Origin of the sequence: Roseateles sp. (assembly GCF_047654785.1) — a bacterium.
GTDB lineage: Bacteria > Pseudomonadota > Gammaproteobacteria > Burkholderiales > Burkholderiaceae_C > Pelomonas.
Genome location: NZ_JASGKQ010000003.1, coordinates 808034 through 822400, shown reverse-complemented (window position 1 = coordinate 822400; position 14367 = coordinate 808034). Strand labels below are relative to the sequence as shown.

Annotated in this window: 18 protein-coding genes; 4 read left to right on the top strand and 14 right to left on the bottom strand. The window is 72.9% G+C overall.

Going from position 1 to position 14367, the window contains the following annotated elements; genetic code table 11:
- The first annotated feature begins 60 nt into the window (after positions 1-60).
- Genes QM788_RS12835 through rsgA form a run of 3 tightly spaced genes read left to right on the top strand, consistent with a single transcriptional unit; the run spans position 61 to position 2569 of the window.
- Positions 61-1341, top strand: coding sequence for a M48 family metallopeptidase (locus QM788_RS12835; protein WP_415661866.1), 1281 nt, complete (start codon positions 61-63; stop codon positions 1339-1341).
- Complete coding sequence (locus QM788_RS12830) at positions 1338-1667, top strand: 4a-hydroxytetrahydrobiopterin dehydratase (RefSeq protein WP_415661865.1); 330 nt, start codon at positions 1338-1340, stop codon at positions 1665-1667. Before QM788_RS12835 ends, QM788_RS12830 begins: the two co-directional genes overlap by 4 nt.
- Complete coding sequence (gene rsgA, locus QM788_RS12825) at positions 1664-2569, top strand: ribosome small subunit-dependent GTPase A (RefSeq protein ID WP_415661864.1); 906 nt, start codon at positions 1664-1666, stop codon at positions 2567-2569. Before QM788_RS12830 ends, rsgA begins: the two co-directional genes overlap by 4 nt.
- A gap of 29 nt (positions 2570-2598) precedes the next feature.
- Here rsgA and QM788_RS12820 read toward each other — a convergent pair whose 3' ends face one another.
- From QM788_RS12820 to QM788_RS12790, 7 genes are read right to left on the bottom strand one after another with little or no spacing between them, the layout of a single operon-like run.
- The gene (locus QM788_RS12820) at positions 2599-2883 is read right to left on the bottom strand and encodes a hypothetical protein (protein WP_415661863.1); all 285 of its coding nucleotides are present in this window, start codon (positions 2881-2883) and stop codon (positions 2599-2601) included.
- Positions 2884-2885: 2 nt separating this feature from the next.
- A complete protein-coding gene (vapC, locus tag QM788_RS12815) occupies positions 2886-3290 on the bottom strand; it encodes a type II toxin-antitoxin system tRNA(fMet)-specific endonuclease VapC (RefSeq protein ID WP_415661862.1) in 405 nt (134 codons plus the stop codon).
- 1 nt (position 3291) lies between these two features.
- The gene (gene vapB / locus QM788_RS12810) at positions 3292-3525 is read right to left on the bottom strand and encodes a type II toxin-antitoxin system VapB family antitoxin (protein WP_415661861.1); all 234 of its coding nucleotides are present in this window, start codon (positions 3523-3525) and stop codon (positions 3292-3294) included.
- A 51-nt stretch (positions 3526-3576) separates the two neighbouring features.
- Positions 3577-4317 (bottom strand): SDR family oxidoreductase, encoded by a 741-nt coding sequence (locus QM788_RS12805; RefSeq protein ID WP_415661860.1) that lies wholly within the window; start codon positions 4315-4317, stop codon positions 3577-3579.
- Positions 4314-4487, bottom strand: a complete 174-nt coding sequence (locus QM788_RS12800) for a penicillin acylase family protein (protein ID WP_415661859.1) — start codon at positions 4485-4487, stop codon at positions 4314-4316. The genes QM788_RS12805 and QM788_RS12800 overlap by 4 nt, the downstream gene beginning before the upstream one ends.
- Positions 4487-5275 carry an SDR family oxidoreductase gene (locus QM788_RS12795; protein ID WP_415661858.1) on the bottom strand — a complete coding sequence of 263 codons (789 nt, stop codon included), beginning with the start codon at positions 5273-5275 and terminating at the stop codon, positions 4487-4489. Before QM788_RS12795 ends, QM788_RS12800 begins: the two co-directional genes overlap by 1 nt.
- Before the next feature lie 43 nt (positions 5276-5318).
- Positions 5319-6440 carry an ABC transporter substrate-binding protein gene (locus QM788_RS12790; protein ID WP_415661857.1) on the bottom strand — a complete coding sequence of 374 codons (1122 nt, stop codon included), beginning with the start codon at positions 6438-6440 and terminating at the stop codon, positions 5319-5321.
- A 178-nt stretch (positions 6441-6618) separates the two neighbouring features.
- On the opposite strand from QM788_RS12790, the gene QM788_RS12785 reads away from it, so the two are divergent.
- Entirely contained in the window at positions 6619-8253 is a 1635-nt protein-coding gene (locus QM788_RS12785) for a sensor histidine kinase (protein WP_415661856.1), read from the top strand.
- Here QM788_RS12785 and QM788_RS12780 read toward each other — a convergent pair.
- The 7 genes from QM788_RS12780 to QM788_RS12750 form a co-directional block, all read right to left on the bottom strand.
- Entirely contained in the window at positions 8247-8462 is a 216-nt protein-coding gene (locus QM788_RS12780; RefSeq protein WP_415661855.1) for a hypothetical protein, read from the bottom strand. The two genes, QM788_RS12785 and QM788_RS12780, sit on opposite strands and share 7 nt — an antisense overlap.
- Before the next feature lie 170 nt (positions 8463-8632).
- Complete coding sequence (locus QM788_RS12775) at positions 8633-10312, bottom strand: MFS transporter (RefSeq protein WP_415661854.1); 1680 nt, start codon at positions 10310-10312, stop codon at positions 8633-8635.
- A gap of 131 nt (positions 10313-10443) precedes the next feature.
- Positions 10444-10917: a DsbA family protein gene (locus QM788_RS12770; protein ID WP_415661853.1), complete on the bottom strand. Its 474-nt coding sequence runs from the start codon at positions 10915-10917 to the stop codon at positions 10444-10446.
- Positions 10914-11141: a DUF1289 domain-containing protein gene (locus tag QM788_RS12765; RefSeq protein WP_415661852.1), complete on the bottom strand. Its 228-nt coding sequence runs from the start codon at positions 11139-11141 to the stop codon at positions 10914-10916. Before QM788_RS12765 ends, QM788_RS12770 begins: the two co-directional genes overlap by 4 nt.
- Positions 11138-11641 (bottom strand): YbaK/EbsC family protein, encoded by a 504-nt coding sequence (locus QM788_RS12760; protein ID WP_415661851.1) that lies wholly within the window; start codon positions 11639-11641, stop codon positions 11138-11140. Before QM788_RS12760 ends, QM788_RS12765 begins: the two co-directional genes overlap by 4 nt.
- Positions 11642-11673: 32 nt before the next feature.
- Positions 11674-12834 carry a cyanophycinase gene (locus QM788_RS12755; RefSeq protein WP_415661850.1) on the bottom strand — a complete coding sequence of 387 codons (1161 nt, stop codon included), beginning with the start codon at positions 12832-12834 and terminating at the stop codon, positions 11674-11676.
- Positions 12831-14279, bottom strand: a complete 1449-nt coding sequence (locus QM788_RS12750) for a cyanophycinase (protein WP_415661849.1) — start codon at positions 14277-14279, stop codon at positions 12831-12833. The genes QM788_RS12755 and QM788_RS12750 overlap by 4 nt, the downstream gene beginning before the upstream one ends.
- Between the last annotated feature and the right edge of the window lie 88 nt (positions 14280-14367).

The window sequence follows — 14367 nt, the reverse complement described above, 5'->3', positions numbered from 1 at the left end:
CTTTCTTGTCGGCAATCGGCGGGGGAGTGCGCAAATTGTCGCAGCCTAAACTTCGCGGCCATGTCCCCGCTGCTGCCATCCCTCGCGTTCGCCCTGGCGCTCGCGGCCTCCCTGCTGCTCAGGTTCTGGCTGTCATCGCGCCAGATCCGCCACGTCGCCGCGCACCGCGGCCGGGTGCCGCTGGCGTTCGCCGGCCGCGTGCCGCTGTCCGCGCACCAGAAGGCGGCCGACTACACCGTCGCCCGTGGCCGCTTCGGCCTGCTGGCGATGGCCTTCGACGCGGCGGTGCTGCTGGGCTGGACGCTGCTGGGCGGCCTCGGCGCGCTGAACGCCTGGGTGCTGGACGCGAGCCAGGCGCTGCTGGGCTTAGGCCCGGGCTGGCAGGCCATGGGCTACCAGCTCGGCCTGGTGGCGGCGTTCGTGCTGATCGGCGCGCTGCTGGAGCTGCCGTGGCAGCTGTGGGCCACCTTCCGCATCGAGCAGGCGTTCGGCTTCAACCGCACGACGCCCAGGCTCTACGCGGCCGACGCGCTCAAGGGCCTGCTGGTGGGCGTGGTGCTGGGGCTGCCCATCGTCGCGCTCATCCTGTGGCTGATGGGCGCCGCCGGCCCGCGCTGGTGGCTGTGGGCCTGGGGCGCGTGGGCGGGCTTCCAGCTGCTGGTGATGGTGCTGTACCCCACCGTCATCGCGCCGCTGTTCAACACCTTCGAGCCGCTGGCCGACGCGGCGCTCAAGGCGCGCGTGGAGCGGCTGATGGCGCGCTGCGGCTTCGCGGCCAAGGGGCTGTTCGTGATGGACGGCAGCCGGCGCTCGGCGCATGGCAACGCCTATTTCAGCGGCTTCGGCCCGGCCAAGCGCGTGGTGGTCTTCGACACGCTGCTGGCCAAGCTCGACGGCGGCGAGCTGGAGGCCGTGCTGGCGCACGAGCTGGGCCACTTCAAGCACCGGCACATCGCCAAGCGCGTCGTGCTGATGTTCGCGCTCAGCCTGGCCGGCTTCGCGCTGCTGGGCTGGCTGGCCCGGCAGCCGGCGTTCTACCTGGGCCTGGGCGTGCAGCCCTCGCTGGGCGCGCCCAACGACGCGCTGGCGCTGCTGCTGTTCATGCTTGCGGGCCCGGTGTTCGGCTTCTTCGTGACGCCGCTGGCCAGCCACTTCTCGCGCCGCGACGAGTTCCAGGCCGATGCCTACGCCCGCGCGCAGGCCAGCGGGGCCGACCTGTCGTCCGCGCTGCTCAAGCTGCACGAGGACAATGCCGGCACGCTGACGCCCGACCCCGTCTACGCCCGCTTCTACTACTCGCACCCGCCCGCGGCCGAACGGCTCGCGGCGCTCGCCTCATGAACCTCCTGCTCGCCCAATGCGACCCCAAGGCGCCGCTGCTGGACGCCGACACCCGCGCCCGCGTGCTGGCCGCCCTGCCCGGCTGGCTGCCCGACGCCGGGAACCGGGTCATCGGCCGCCGCTTCGGCTTCCAGAACTTCTACCAGACCATGGCCTTCGTCGATGCGGTCGCCGAGATCGCGCATGCGCAGGACCACCACCCCGAAATGCTCGTCGGGTATGACGCCTGCACCGTCAGCTTCTCGACGCACGCGCGCGGCGGCCTGACGCTGAACGACGCGATCTGCGCGGCGCAGGTGAGCGCGCTGCCGGAAGCCGCCGCTTGAGCAAGTTCAGCGCGCTCGACCTGGGGCTGGTGGTGCGCGGCCACGGCCGCCACTACATCGTCGAGGACGCCGACGGCCACCGCCTCGTCTGCCACCCGCGCGGCAAGAAGAGCGACGCGGTGGTCGGCGACCAGGTGCGCTTCGCCGAGGCCAGCCGCGACGAGGGCGTCATCGAGGCCGTGGAGCCGCGCCGCAACCTGCTGTTCCGCCAGGACGAGTGGAAGACCAAGAGCTTCGCCGCGAACCTGGACCAGCTGCTCATCCTCGTCGCCGTCGAACCCGTGTTCAGCGAGAGCCAGCTCGCCCGCGCGCTCATTGCCGCCGAGTCCGCCGGCATCTCCGCCGCCATCGCGCTGAACAAGATCGACCTGCCCGGCGCCGACGCCGCGCGCGAGCGGCTCGCGCCCTATCGCGCGATGGGCCTGCGGATGTTCGAGGTCGCGCTGAAGGCCGACCGCGACGGCTCGCGCGCCACGCTCACGCCCTGGCTGCAAGACCGGCGCAGCTTCGTGCTCGGCCCCAGCGGCACCGGCAAGAGCACGCTGATCAACCTGCTGGTGGACGACGCGCAGGCCCAGGTCGGCGAGATCTCGCAGGCGCTGAACTCCGGCCGCCACACGACGACGACGACGCAGTGGTACTGGACCGACGCCACGCGCGAGACGGCGCTGATCGACTCGCCCGGCTTCCAGGAATTCGGCCTGCGCCAGATCGACGCCGCCGAACTGTGGCGCTACATGCCCGACCTGCGCGAGCACGCCGACTGCCGCTTCCACAACTGCACCCACATCCACGAGCCCGGCTGCGGCGTGCAGGCCGCCGTGCAGGCCGGACGCATCAGCGCCAGCCGCTACCGCATCTACGGCGAGATCCTCGAAGAGCTGCAGCGCAAGGCCTGGTGAGGCGCGCTTCGGCGCCTCGGCACGGCCGGTCAGCGCGGCGCGTCCGGCCCGGAGTGCGGCAGCGGCAGCGGCGGCGCGTCCGGCACCTCGCGCACCTCGATGTCCACCACCTCGCCGGTCTCGTCCGCCGGCGGGCGCCGCGGCGCCCAGGGATTGCGGTTCATGCGGAACTGCACGGCGGGCTTGCGGCCCGTGACCAGGCCATAGAGCAGCAGGCCGACGAAAGCGATGACGGCGAACAGGAACAGGGCCAGGCCGATGGCGGCGCCGGCCAGCAGGATCACGACGCGAAGCAGGAGGCGAAGCAGCGCCATGGTCAGCCGCCCACCCAGTTCTCGACCTGCAAGGCCGGCACCCACGCGAACTCGCCGACATCGTTGGTGACCACGGTCAGTCCCTCGCTGCGGGCGTGGGCGGCGATGTGCAGATCGTTGACGCCGATGGGCTGGCCCGCCTTCTCCAGCACGGCGCGGATCGCGCCGTAGTGCTGGGCGGCCTTGGGGCCGTAGGGCAGCACTTGCAGGCGGCTGCAGAAATCTTCGATCGCCAGCAGGTTGTCGCTGACCTGGCTGCTCTTCTCCGCGCCGTGGACCAGCTCCGCCAGCGTGATCGCGGAAATCGCCATGCGGCTGGCGTTCTGGTTGAAGAGGTGCAGCATTTCGACGGGGCGCCGCTTCAGCACGTAGATGACGATGTTGGTGTCGAGCAGATAGCGCAGCATGTCACAGCGGCTCCCGCTCCGTGAGCGGCTGCGCGGCGCGCTCGGGCAGGAAGTCGTCGCTCACCGGGGGGCCGCCCAGGAAGAAGCTGTCCCAGCTCTGGCCGACGGGCGCGATGATGCGCTCGCTGCCCCGCGCCCGCACATCGACCTTGCGCACGTCCTCGGGCAGGCGCAACTCCACCGGCAGCCGGACGGCCTGGGTGCGGTTGTTGATGAAGACGGAGCTGATGGCCATGGGTGCCTCCTTGCGTATAGCGCGGGAGTATATGGCGCACAGCCTTCGGGCTCACCCCCGCCCGACGAACGGCATGTCCCGCGCCATCACCGTCATCGTCTGCACATTGGCCGACAGCGGCAGCGAGGCCATGTAGACCACCGCGCGGGCCACGTCCGCGACGTCCATCGTCGGCTCGACGGCGATCTGGCCGTTGGCCTGGGCGATGCCGCGCTGCATCGGCGCGGCCATCTCGGTCGCGGCATTGCCGATGTCGATCTGGCCGGCCGCGATGTCGAAGGCGCGGCCGTCCAGGCTCAGCGACTTGGTCAGGCCCGTGATCGCGTGCTTGGTGGCCGTGTACGGCGCCGAGTTCGGCCGCGGCGCGTGCGCCGCGATGGAGCCGTTGTTGATGATGCGGCCGCCGCGCGGCGCCTGCGCCTTCATCAGCGCGAAGGCGGCGCGGGCGCACAGGAAACTGCCGGTCAGGTTGGTGTCCACCACGGCACGCCACTGCGCCACGTCCAGTGCGTCGATGGGCAGGGCCGGCGCGCCGATGCCGGCGTTGTTGAACAGCAGGTCCAGCCGGCCGAAGCGCGCGCGCAGCGCGGCGAAGGCGGCGTCCACCTGGGCGGCGTCGGCCACGTCGGCGCCCAGGTGCAGCGCGTCGGGCAGGGTCTCGCGCAGCGGCGCCGTGCGGCGGCCCAGCAGCGCGAGCGTCCAGCCGTCCTGCGCCAGCGCGCGGGCCACGGCGCGGCCGATGCCGGAGCCGGCACCGGTGACCAGCGCGATGCGGGGGGAGGAAGTCGTCATGGTTTCAGCACCAGTCGGTGGCGGGTCTCGCCGGGGAGGAAGGGCAGCGGCCCGCCGGCCGCGTTGCGGCGCATCAGGTCCATCTGGAAGAAGCGCTCCTGCGCGTGCGCGAAGCCCAGCGCGCGCGCCGCGTCCGCGCGGCTGGCGGCGAGGCGCCTGGGCGTGGCCATCAGAACGTCCCCGGGTAGCTGCCGCCGTCCAGCAGGATGTTCTGCCCGGTCAGGTAGCCGGCCTGCGCGCTGCACAGCATCGCGCAGATCGCGCCGAACTCGGCCGCGCTGCCGAAGCGCTGCGCCGGGATGGCGGCGCGGCGCGCGGCGGCCACGTCGGCCACGCTGGCGCCGGCGGCGGCCGCGCTGGCGGCGAAGGTCTTGTGCAGCCGGTCCGTGTCGAACGCGCCGGGCAGCAGGTTGTTGATCGTCACGTTCGCCGCGGCCAGCCGCGGCTGGCGCGCCAGGCCGGCGACGAAGCCGGTCAGCCCCGAGCGCGCGCCGTTGGACAGGCCCAGCACGGCGATGGGCGACTTCACGGCGCCGGAGGTGATGTTGACGACGCGGCCGAAGCCGCGCGCGGCCATGCCGTCCACCGTGGCGCGCATCAGCTCGATGGGCGCCAGCATGTTGGCGTCCAGCGCGGCGAGCCAGGCGTCGCGGTCCCAGTCGCGGAAGTCGCCGGGCGGCGGGCCGCCGGCGTTGTTGACGAGGATGTCCACCTGCGGGCAGGCCGCCAGCGCGGCCGCGCGGCCCAGCGGCGTGCCGATGTCGCCCACGACGCTGCGCACCTCCACGCCCGGGTGGCGCGCGCGCAGCGCTTCGGCGGTGGCGAGCAGGTCCGCCACGCCGCGCGCGGTGATGACGACATGGGCGCCCTCGCCCGCCAGCGCCTCGGCGCAGCCGCGCCCCAGCCCCTTGCTGGCCGCGCAGACCAGCGCCCAGCGGCCTTTCAACCCGAGATCCATGGCTCACCTCCTGCCTCGGCGGCGGCCGGCGCCGCCGGCCACATCATCGCCAGAATTTGCCGTCGGGCCCAATGATGGACACGTCGGTGAACGAGAGGCCGCCATGGTCTTTGTCGCCGTAGCGCAGTTGCAGGCCGCCCAGGTCGATGCGCGGGCCTTCGAGCGCCTTGAGCACGCCGTCGCGCGTGAGGTCCTTGCCGGCGCGGCGCAGCGCCTCCACCACCAGCTTGGCGGCGGCGAAGCCCTCCAGCTGCGCGGGCGTCAGCTCGCCGCGGCCCGCCGCCCGGGCCAGGCCCAGCGCCTCGCGCACCAGCGGGTGGGCCGTGGAGCGCTCGTAGGGGAAGAGCTGCGTGACGATGACGCCGCGCGCGTTCGCGCCCAGGCGTTTGACGAACTCGCCGGTGGCGTTGTTGGACAGCGTGGCCACGTGCGCCGTCGAGCCGGCCGCGCGCAGCGCATTGACGCCCTCGACGACCGCGGCGCCGGGGCCGATCAGCACGACGGCCTCGATGCCGGCCCGGGCGATGGCGTGCATGGTCGGCGCGAGGTCGGGCCTGCGGCCGTCGAAGCGCAGGTGCGACAGCGCGCGCAGCCTGACCGCGTCCAGCCCCCGGATGGCGCCCTTGCCGGCGTCGTTGCCGAAGGCGTCGTTGACCTGCACGATGGTGATGCGCTTCACGCCGATGCCGGCCAGGTGCCGGACCGCGCGCTCGGCCTCCTGCGGGTAGCTGGCGCGCAGGTGGAACACATAGGGCTGCACCGGCTCGCGCAGGCCGACGGCGCCCGTGGCCGGCGCCAGCAGCGGCAGGCGCTGCGCCTTCAGCACGGGCAGCAGGGCCTCGGTGGGGCCGGTGCCGCGGCTGAGCATCAGCGCCAGCACGCCCTGGCTGGCCAGCGAGCGGGCCTGGGCGGCCGCGGCGGCGGGGTCGTGGCGGTCGTCCTGGGTCAGCAGCTCGATGCGCTGGCCGCGGATGCCGCCCTGCGCGTTCACCGCATCGAAGTACAGGCGCGCGCCGTCCGCGCTTTCCTGCACCGGGACGGCCTCCGGGCCCGTGAACCCGGCCACCATGCCGATGCGCAGCGCGCCCTGCGCCGCCGCGCCCTCCATGCCCATGCAGGCCACCCACCACACCGCCAGGCCCAGCCAACGCTTCACTGAAGTCATGTCCTCGTCTCGGTTGTCCAGGCGCCACCCGGGCGCCGCGTGGCGGCGGATTGTGGGGGCGCACCCCCGCGCCGCCGAAGCGCGCCGGCCCGGGAAAAACCCGGAGCCGGACGGCGCCGGATGCGCCGTCCGGCCGCATGCCGCAGCCCTACACTGGCGCGCCTTCGACCGCCCGCCCATGCCGGACAGCCCCGCCCCGCCGCCCGCCGCCGCCCTGCCCCCACCGCCCCCCCGGCCGCCCGGCTGGCAACGCAATTCGCTGCGGGTCGCCGTGGTGCTGGCGCTGCTGCTGGGCCTGCTGCTGCCCACCACCGCGGTGCTGCTGTACGACGGCCAGAAGACCCGCGAGACGGCGATGGAAGACCTGCGGCGCGACCTCGAGCGCACCAGCGAGATCATGTCGTTGTCGCTGGCCGAGCCGGTGTGGCAGGTGTCCCCCGACCTGGCCGAGCCCATGGTGAAGGCGCAGATGGGCGACCCGCGCTTCGTCGCCGTCAAGGTGGCGGAGCCGGCGGCCTCGGCGCCGTTCCTGGCACTGCAGCGGCCGCAGGAGGCCGGCGAGGCCGCGCTGACGCTCAGCCAGACCCGCCCCATCCAGCGCGACGGCCGCGAGATCGCCAAGCTGACGGTCAGCATGAGCGCCGCGCCGCTGCTGCAGGCCAAGCAGGCCGAGATGTGGCGCGCCGTGTGGCGCAGCGGGCTGACGCTGGCGCTGTCGCTGGCGCTGATGCTGTGGGTGCTGCAGCGCTTCGTGCTGCGCCCGATGACCGAGCTGACCCGCGCCGCCGAGGCGCTCGCCGCCGGCCGGCTGCAGCAGCCGCTGCGGATCGGCGGCGCGGACGAGATCACCCGCGTCGGCAGCGCGATGGAGCGCATGCGCCAGGCGCTGCTGTCGGCCTTCGAGGCGCTGCGCCAGCACAACGTGAACCTGGAGGAGACGGTCGCGCAGCGCACCGCGCAGCTGACGGCCAGCAACACCGAGCTGTCCGAGGCGCTGCAGACGCTGCGCAAGGCGCAGCACGAGCTGGTGGAGAGCGAGAAGCTGGCGTCGCTGGGCCGGCTGGTGGCCGGCGTCGCGCACGAGCTGAACACGCCGCTGGGCAATGCGCTGACGGTGGTGTCGGCGCTGGACGACCGCTACAAGCAGCTGGAGGCCATGCTCGCCGGCACCGTGCAGTTGCGCCGCAGCACGCTGGAGGAGCTGGCGCGCGACACGCGGCGCGGCCAGGACATCCTGCAGCGCAACGTGCAGAAGGCCGCCGACCTGGTGCGCGACTTCAAGCAGGTGGCCATCGACCAGACCGCCGACCTGCGGCGCGAGTTCGACCTCGGCAAGGTGGTGGAGGACGTGCTGGTGATGGTGGAGCCCAGCTTCAAGCACACGCCCTTCGTCATCGAGACCCGGCTGTGCCGCGGGCTGCTGATGAACAGCTACCCCGGCGCGCTGGGCCAGGTGCTGACCAACCTGCTGATGAACGCGCTGCTGCACGGCTTCGAGGGCCTGGCGCAGGGCCGCGTGACGGTGCATTGCGGGCGGCTGAACGACGCCGAGGCGGAACTCAGCGTCAGCGACGACGGGCGCGGCATGGACGAGCCGGTGCGCCGCCGCATCTTCGATCCCTTCTTCACCACCAAGCTCGGCACCGGCGGCTCGGGCCTGGGCATGCACATCGTGCACAGCATCGTCACGAACGTGCTGGGCGGGCAGATCGAGGTGCGCTCGGCGCCCGGCCAGGGCACCGAGATGCTGATGCGCCTGCCGCTGGTCGCGCCGCAGCGCGCCGGCGGCGAGGCCTCAGCCGACCCTCACTGAGCGGACGCGGCGGACGCGGGCTCGGAGGCGGCGTCGGCGGCCGGTGCGGAGGGTGCCTCGAGGGCGGCCGGCGCCGAGGCCGCCGCCGGCTCATGGCCGCCGGTCACGTCGTGCTTCTCGCCGCTGAGGTCGATGTCGCCCCCGCTCTTGGTCAGGATGAACAGCGCCAGCGCGGCAAAGGCGATGAAGCCAACGATCAACTTCCACATGCTCGGGTCTCCTCGGGAGGTATTGGGGATGGGCGCATTCTGGGCAGCCAGGCTGACGCTCAACTGAAGTCGCGCGCCCATGCAAAAAGCCGGCTCGCGCCGGCTTCTGTTCGGGATTCAGGCCCGGCCCGGTATCCAGCAGGTCCGGGCCGGGCGCTGGGCGAGGGGCATCAGTCCTTCGCGTAGATGTCCACGTCCTTGGTCTCGCGCACGAACAGCACGCCGATCACGAAGGTGACCACCGCGATGACGATGGGGTACCACAGGCCGTGATAGATGTTGCCGTTCTGGGCCACCATCGCGAACGTGATGGAGGGCAGCAGGCCACCGAACCAGCCGTTGCCGATGTGGTACGGCAGGCTCATCGAGGTGTAGCGGATGCGGGTCGGGAACATCTCCACCAGCATCGCCGCGATCGGGCCGTAGACCATGGTCACGTACAGCACCAGGATGAACAGGATGCCGACGACCAGCGGCACATTGGCCTGGCTCAGGTCCGCCTTGGCGGGGTAGCCGGCGGCGTTCATCGCGTCCGCCAGGTCCTTCTTGAAGGCGGCGATGGCCTTGGTGCTGGCTTCGTCGAACTTGTGCTCGGTCAGCTTGGTGGCGGCCGGGACGACGAGTTCCTTCTCGCCGACGCGCACGACGGTCGGCGCGCCGGGCGCGGCTTCCACCGTCTCGGAGCTGGCGGACGACAGGGCCAGCGCGCGCTTGGCGATGTCGCAGGCGCTGGTGAAGTCCACCTCGCGCGCCGTCGGGCTACCCTGGAAGGAGCAGGAGGCCGTCGCGGTGGTCAGCGTGACCTTGGAGGCCTGCTGCGCATGGGCCAGCGCGGGGTTCGCCGCGGCGGTCAGCGCCTTGAACAGCGGGAAGTAGGTCACCGCCGCCAGCACCAGGCCGGCCATGATGATGGGCTTGCGGCCGATCTTGTCGGACAGCGTGCCGAACACGACGAAGAACGGCGTGCCCAGCAGCAGCGCGATCGCGATCCAGATGTTGGCGCTCGCGGCATCGACCTTCAGCACCGAGGTCAGGAAGAACAGCGCGTAGAACTGGCCCGTGTACCAGACCACGCCCTGGCCGGCGACCAGGCCGAACAGCGCCAGCAGCACGATCTTCAGGTTCTTCCACTGGCCGAAGGACTCGGACAGCGGCGCCTTGGAGGTCTTGCCCTCGGCCTTCATCTTCTGGAAGGCCGGCGACTCGTTCATCGACAGCCGGATCCACACCGAGATGCCCAGCAGCAGGATGGAGACGATGAAGGGCACGCGCCAGCCCCATTCGCCGAAGTCCTTCTCGCCCAGCACGGTGCGGGTGCCCAGGATGACCATCAGCGACAGGAACAGGCCCAGCGTCGCGGTCGTCTGGATCCACGACGTGTAGGCGCCGCGCTTGCCGTGCGGCGCGTGCTCGGCCACGTAGGTGGCCGCGCCGCCGTACTCGCCGCCGAGCGCCAGGCCCTGCAGCAGGCGCAGGCCGATCAGGATGACCGGGGCCGCCGCGCCGATGGTGGCGTAGCCGGGCAGCACGCCGACGATGAACGTCGACAGGCCCATGATGAGGATGGTGACCAGGAAGGTGTACTTGCGCCCGATCATGTCGCCCAGGCGGCCGAACACCAGCGCGCCGAAGGGCCGCACGATGAAGCCCGCGGCGAACGCCAGCAGCGACGCGATGAACGCGGCCTGCGGATCAAGCCCCGCGAAGAACTGCTTGGCGATGATGGCCGCCAGCGAACCGTAGAGATAGAAGTCGTACCACTCGAACACCGTGCCCAGCGAGGAGGCGAAGATGACCTTCTTCTCCTCGGCGGTCATCGGCGCCGCGGCGGAACCTGCTGCAGTTGCCATGAATAGTCTCCGTCTGTTGTCGGACCTCCCCACGGCGGGGCGATCCTTGCGGCGTGACTATTGCGAGGCCCTCTGACCGTGTTCTGACGCGAGTCTGAACCGGGGCTGACAAACCCCGCAGGAACCCGCGGTCAGCTTTTCTCAATGCGGGAACCCATGCCGCTCACGGGTAAATCCCGAGAGGGGAAAAGCCGGCCGTCCAGCGCCACCACCGGCAACTCGCCGGACACGCCCAGCGCCCGCGCGGCCGCGGCCTCGCGGCGCAGGCGCTGCTTCACGGCCTCGCCGGCCGGGTCCTGCGGCGGCGCCAGGCGCCGGGCCAGCTCGGCCAGGTCTTCCAGGCGCGCCGCGCCGCCGTGCTGACGGACGTGGTGCAGCAGCTGCTCGACGACCCAGCGGCCCGGCGTGTCGCCCGGCTGCCCGGCCGGCGCCGCGCAGGCCCAGGCCAGGTGCAGCAGCGCCTCGTCCTGCGGCGCCTGCGCGGCGGCCGGGACGGGCCGGTAGACCACCTCCACGCTGTGCCCCGCCAGCGCCTCGGGCAGCGCGTCGAAGGCCTGCGCGGCGTCCGGGCAGCGCGGGTCGAAGTAGAAGCTCAGGTACTTCACGCGCGCGCCTCCCCGCCCGGCGGCACGGGCGCCAGCCACAGGCCGCGGCGGCGCAGCTCGGCGCGGCGCCCGGGCAGCTGGGCCAGGATCTGGCGCTGCCGGGCCTCGGGCGCGCCGCCCCAGCCGGCGATCTCGTCCAGGCCACGCGCGCAGCCGCGGCACCAGCCGCTGGCCGCGTCCATCCGGCAGACCCGGGTGCAGGGGGACGCGACCGCTGGCGTCACGCCTGCACCACGTCGATGACCGGCGCGCCGGTCAGCCGCGCCAGCTCGTCCGGGCTCAGCCGGAACACGCCGTGGGGGTGGCCGGCGGCGGCCCAGATCACGTCGAAGCGGAACAGCTCGCGGTCGATGAAGAGCTGCGGCGGCGCGCCGCCATCGGCCGGCGCGAAGCCCGCGGGCGACACGCCGCCGATGGAGAAGCCGGTGCGGGCCTTGACGAAATCGGCGTCGGCCCGGCCCAGCGCGCCGGTGAGGGACTTGAGCTTGCTCTCGTCCACGCGCTTGTCGCCCGAGGTGATGACGAGCACGGCCGTGTCGTCGGCCTTGCGGCGGAAGACGACGGACTTGGCGATCTGCCCCAGCGTGACGCCGAGCGCATCCGCCGCCTCCTGCGCCGTGCGGGCGGACACCGCCAGCCACTGCGGGGGGTGCGGGTGGGCCAGGGCCGCGAGCGCGGCGCTGACGCGCTGGAAGCCTTCGGATCGGGTGTCGATGTCGTTCATGGCCGCGATTGTGGCCGGCCCAGGCACGGGGTTCACAGCGGCGTGAACAGCGGCCGGGCCAGGCGCACCGGCACCACGTCCAGCAGCGCGCCGAGCACGGTGTAGGCCTCGCCGCTGCACCAGCCGACCAGGCCGGGGCCGCGGCGCAGCCGGAACTCGAAGCCGAGGTCCGGCGCCGGGTCGCCCGGCCTCGGATCGACCCGGCAGGCCAGCCCGCGCACCAGCGGCGCGGGGCCGTCCAGCAGCTGGGCCAGCGCGGCCGGCAGCGCCTGCTCGGCGAGCATGTCGAGGAAGTAGCGCTCCTGCGGCAGGCCGGGCTGGAAGCCGGGCGCGGCCGGGTCGATGCAGGGCGACTGCAGCTTGTGGCCGGCGGGCGTGGTCAGGCCGCTGGCGAGGTCGTGGCGGTCGCCCGGCCCGAGGTGGGACAACCGCGCGCCACGCAGGTTGAAGGCCGGCAGCGCGGGGTCGCTGCTGGCGCCGCTCAGGTCCACCAGCAGCGCGCCGCTGCCGCCCATGACCTCCAGCTGCGGGCCGCGGAAGACGACGGCGGCGTTCTCGTCCACGCCCAGGCCGCGGCGCAGGCCCAGCGCCTGCAGCGCCGGCAGCATGCGGGCGATGCGGCCGCGCTTGAGGAAGTGCTGGTCGATCAGCAGGTCCGGGTCGACGAAACCCAGGCCGTGGTCGTACTCCCGCCCGGCACGCCAGCGGCCCTTGAGCACCGCCAGGCTGTCCATCGCGTCGCGGAACATCAGCCGGCTCAGCACCGCCGCACCGGCGCTGGTGCCGGCCACCACGCCGCCGGCCGCGAACACGCCGCGGATGGCCTCCAGCATCGCCGTGGGCCGGCCGCCGGGCTGCAGCGTGTCGACGATCAGCTCCTGCGCGCCGCCGCAGAAGAACACGGCCCGGCTGGCCGCCACGCGGGCGATCAGCGCCGGGTCGTGCAGCGCGGCCTGCAGGTCCACGCCGCGCAGGTGCGGCGCCACGGGAATGAGCTCGGCGCGGGCGCCGCAGCGCTGCAGCGCCTGCCCGGCCTGCGCGGCGCTGCGCTCGGGCTCGGCCGCCGCAGTGGCGAACACGGCCACCGCCGCGCCGGGGCCGCCGGCCGCATCGACCAGGCGCCGCCAGACGGCATCGCTGGCGGCGCTGTCGGCCTTCAGCGCGCCGCCGATGGCGATGACGGTGCCGCTCACGACCCCGACGGGGCCGGAGCGGCGGCGGCAGGAGTCGGGGCCGAGGACGCGGGCGCCGCCGGCCGGGGCGCCGTGCCGGCCCAGCTGCCGTACAGCGGCATCGGCAGGCGCACCGGGCTGATGTCCAGGTAGAGGTTGGCGACGGTGAACTGCTCGCCGCCGAACTCCTCGGTACTCCAGCCCAGCGAGTCCGGACCCTTGTAGATGCGGAACAGGAAGCCCTGGTCCGCCAGCGGATCGCCCGGGCGCGGCAGCGCGTCGAAGGCCAGGCCCTTGATCTCGCGCCGGTAGCTGTCGATCAGCCGCGTCATCGCGTTGGAGACGGCGGAATCGCCCAGCATGTCGAGGTTGAACACGTCCTCGGTGTAGTAGGCGCGGAAGTTGGGCGACTCGGCGTCGTGCAGCTCGCCGCGCAGCTTGGGCGCGGACGGCGTGGTGGCGCGCGCGCGCATGTGGTAGCGGTCGCCGTGCTCCAGGTAGGAGATGCGGGCGCCCTGCACGTTGAACGCGCCCAGCGCCTCGTCGCTGTGGGCCTCGGTCAGGTCCACCACCAGGCAGCCGCGGTCGCCGATGACCTCGATCTCGTCGCCGCGGATGATCGCGGCCGTGTTCTCGTCCACGCCCAGGCCTAGCTTGTAGCCCTTGGCCATCATCAGCGGCACCATGCGGCCGAAGCGCCCGCGCTTGAGGAAATGCTGGTCCACGAACAGGTGCGGGCCGACGAAGCCCAGGCCGCGGTCCACCTGCTTGCCGTCGGCGAAGCGGCCCTTGAGGATGTTGATGATGCTGGGCGCGTCGCGGAACATGATGGTGCTCATGATGGCCGCGCCGGCCGAGGTGCCCGCGACGACGCCGCCCTTGCGGTAGACGTCCCAGATCGCCTCCAGCATCGGCGTGCTCTGGCCGCCGGGCTGCAGCACGTCGACGATGCGCTCCTGCGTGCCGCCGGTGAAGAAGATGCCCCGGGCGGCCTTGACCTTGGCGATCAGCGCCGGGTCGCGCACCACCTTGTTCAGGTCCACCCACAGGAACTTGGGCGCCACCGGCAGCGCCTCGGCCACCGCGCCGCGGCGCTGCAGCAGGTCCACCACCTGCTTGGCGCTGGCTTCCGGGTCCTCGCTGGCGGTGCCGAAGACGACGAAGCGCGCCCCCTTGCCACCGGCCAGCTGCACGATGCGCTGCCAGACTTCCTCGTTGTCCGCCTTCAGCGCGCCGCCGATGGGGATGGCGTAGCCGCGGATCGCGGGATCGGGCTCGGGGATCAGCGCGCCGTCGCCGGCCGCCGGCCGGGCCGGGGCGGGCGCCACGGCCGGCGCCGGAGTCGGCACCGCTGCCGCGGCGGCGCGCGGCTGCGGATGCGGTTGCTGCTTGGCCGCCGGCGGCGCCGCCTGCACGCCCACGGCCATCGCCAGCGCGGCCGCGCCGGCCCAGATCCATGCCCTCATACCCACGTCCCTCCTTGGAATCAGACCGCGCATGATGACAGAGCGCGGAGGCTGGCTTCGCCGCTGCGGCGTGGCGTGCGCGAGACGG

Coding starts and splice junctions, on each gene's coding strand:
- vapB (WP_415661861.1), bottom strand. CDS start 3,525: ATGGCCATCAGCTCCGTCTTCATCAACAACCGCACCCAGGCCGTCCGG.
- QM788_RS12835 (WP_415661866.1), top strand. CDS start 61: ATGTCCCCGCTGCTGCCATCCCTCGCGTTCGCCCTGGCGCTCGCGGCC.
- QM788_RS12800 (WP_415661859.1), bottom strand. CDS start 4,487: ATGGCCACGCCCAGGCGCCTCGCCGCCAGCCGCGCGGACGCGGCGCGC.
- QM788_RS12760 (WP_415661851.1), bottom strand. CDS start 11,641: ATGAACGACATCGACACCCGATCCGAAGGCTTCCAGCGCGTCAGCGCC.
- QM788_RS12780 (WP_415661855.1), bottom strand. CDS start 8,462: ATGTGGAAGTTGATCGTTGGCTTCATCGCCTTTGCCGCGCTGGCGCTG.
- QM788_RS12820 (WP_415661863.1), bottom strand. CDS start 2,883: ATGGCGCTGCTTCGCCTCCTGCTTCGCGTCGTGATCCTGCTGGCCGGC.
- QM788_RS12830 (WP_415661865.1), top strand. CDS start 1,338: ATGAACCTCCTGCTCGCCCAATGCGACCCCAAGGCGCCGCTGCTGGAC.
- QM788_RS12785 (WP_415661856.1), top strand. CDS start 6,619: ATGCCGGACAGCCCCGCCCCGCCGCCCGCCGCCGCCCTGCCCCCACCG.
- QM788_RS12750 (WP_415661849.1), bottom strand. CDS start 14,279: ATGAGGGCATGGATCTGGGCCGGCGCGGCCGCGCTGGCGATGGCCGTG.
- vapC (WP_415661862.1), bottom strand. CDS start 3,290: ATGCTGCGCTATCTGCTCGACACCAACATCGTCATCTACGTGCTGAAG.
- QM788_RS12795 (WP_415661858.1), bottom strand. CDS start 5,275: ATGGATCTCGGGTTGAAAGGCCGCTGGGCGCTGGTCTGCGCGGCCAGC.
- QM788_RS12775 (WP_415661854.1), bottom strand. CDS start 10,312: ATGGCAACTGCAGCAGGTTCCGCCGCGGCGCCGATGACCGCCGAGGAG.
- QM788_RS12790 (WP_415661857.1), bottom strand. CDS start 6,440: ATGACTTCAGTGAAGCGTTGGCTGGGCCTGGCGGTGTGGTGGGTGGCC.
- QM788_RS12805 (WP_415661860.1), bottom strand. CDS start 4,317: ATGACGACTTCCTCCCCCCGCATCGCGCTGGTCACCGGTGCCGGCTCC.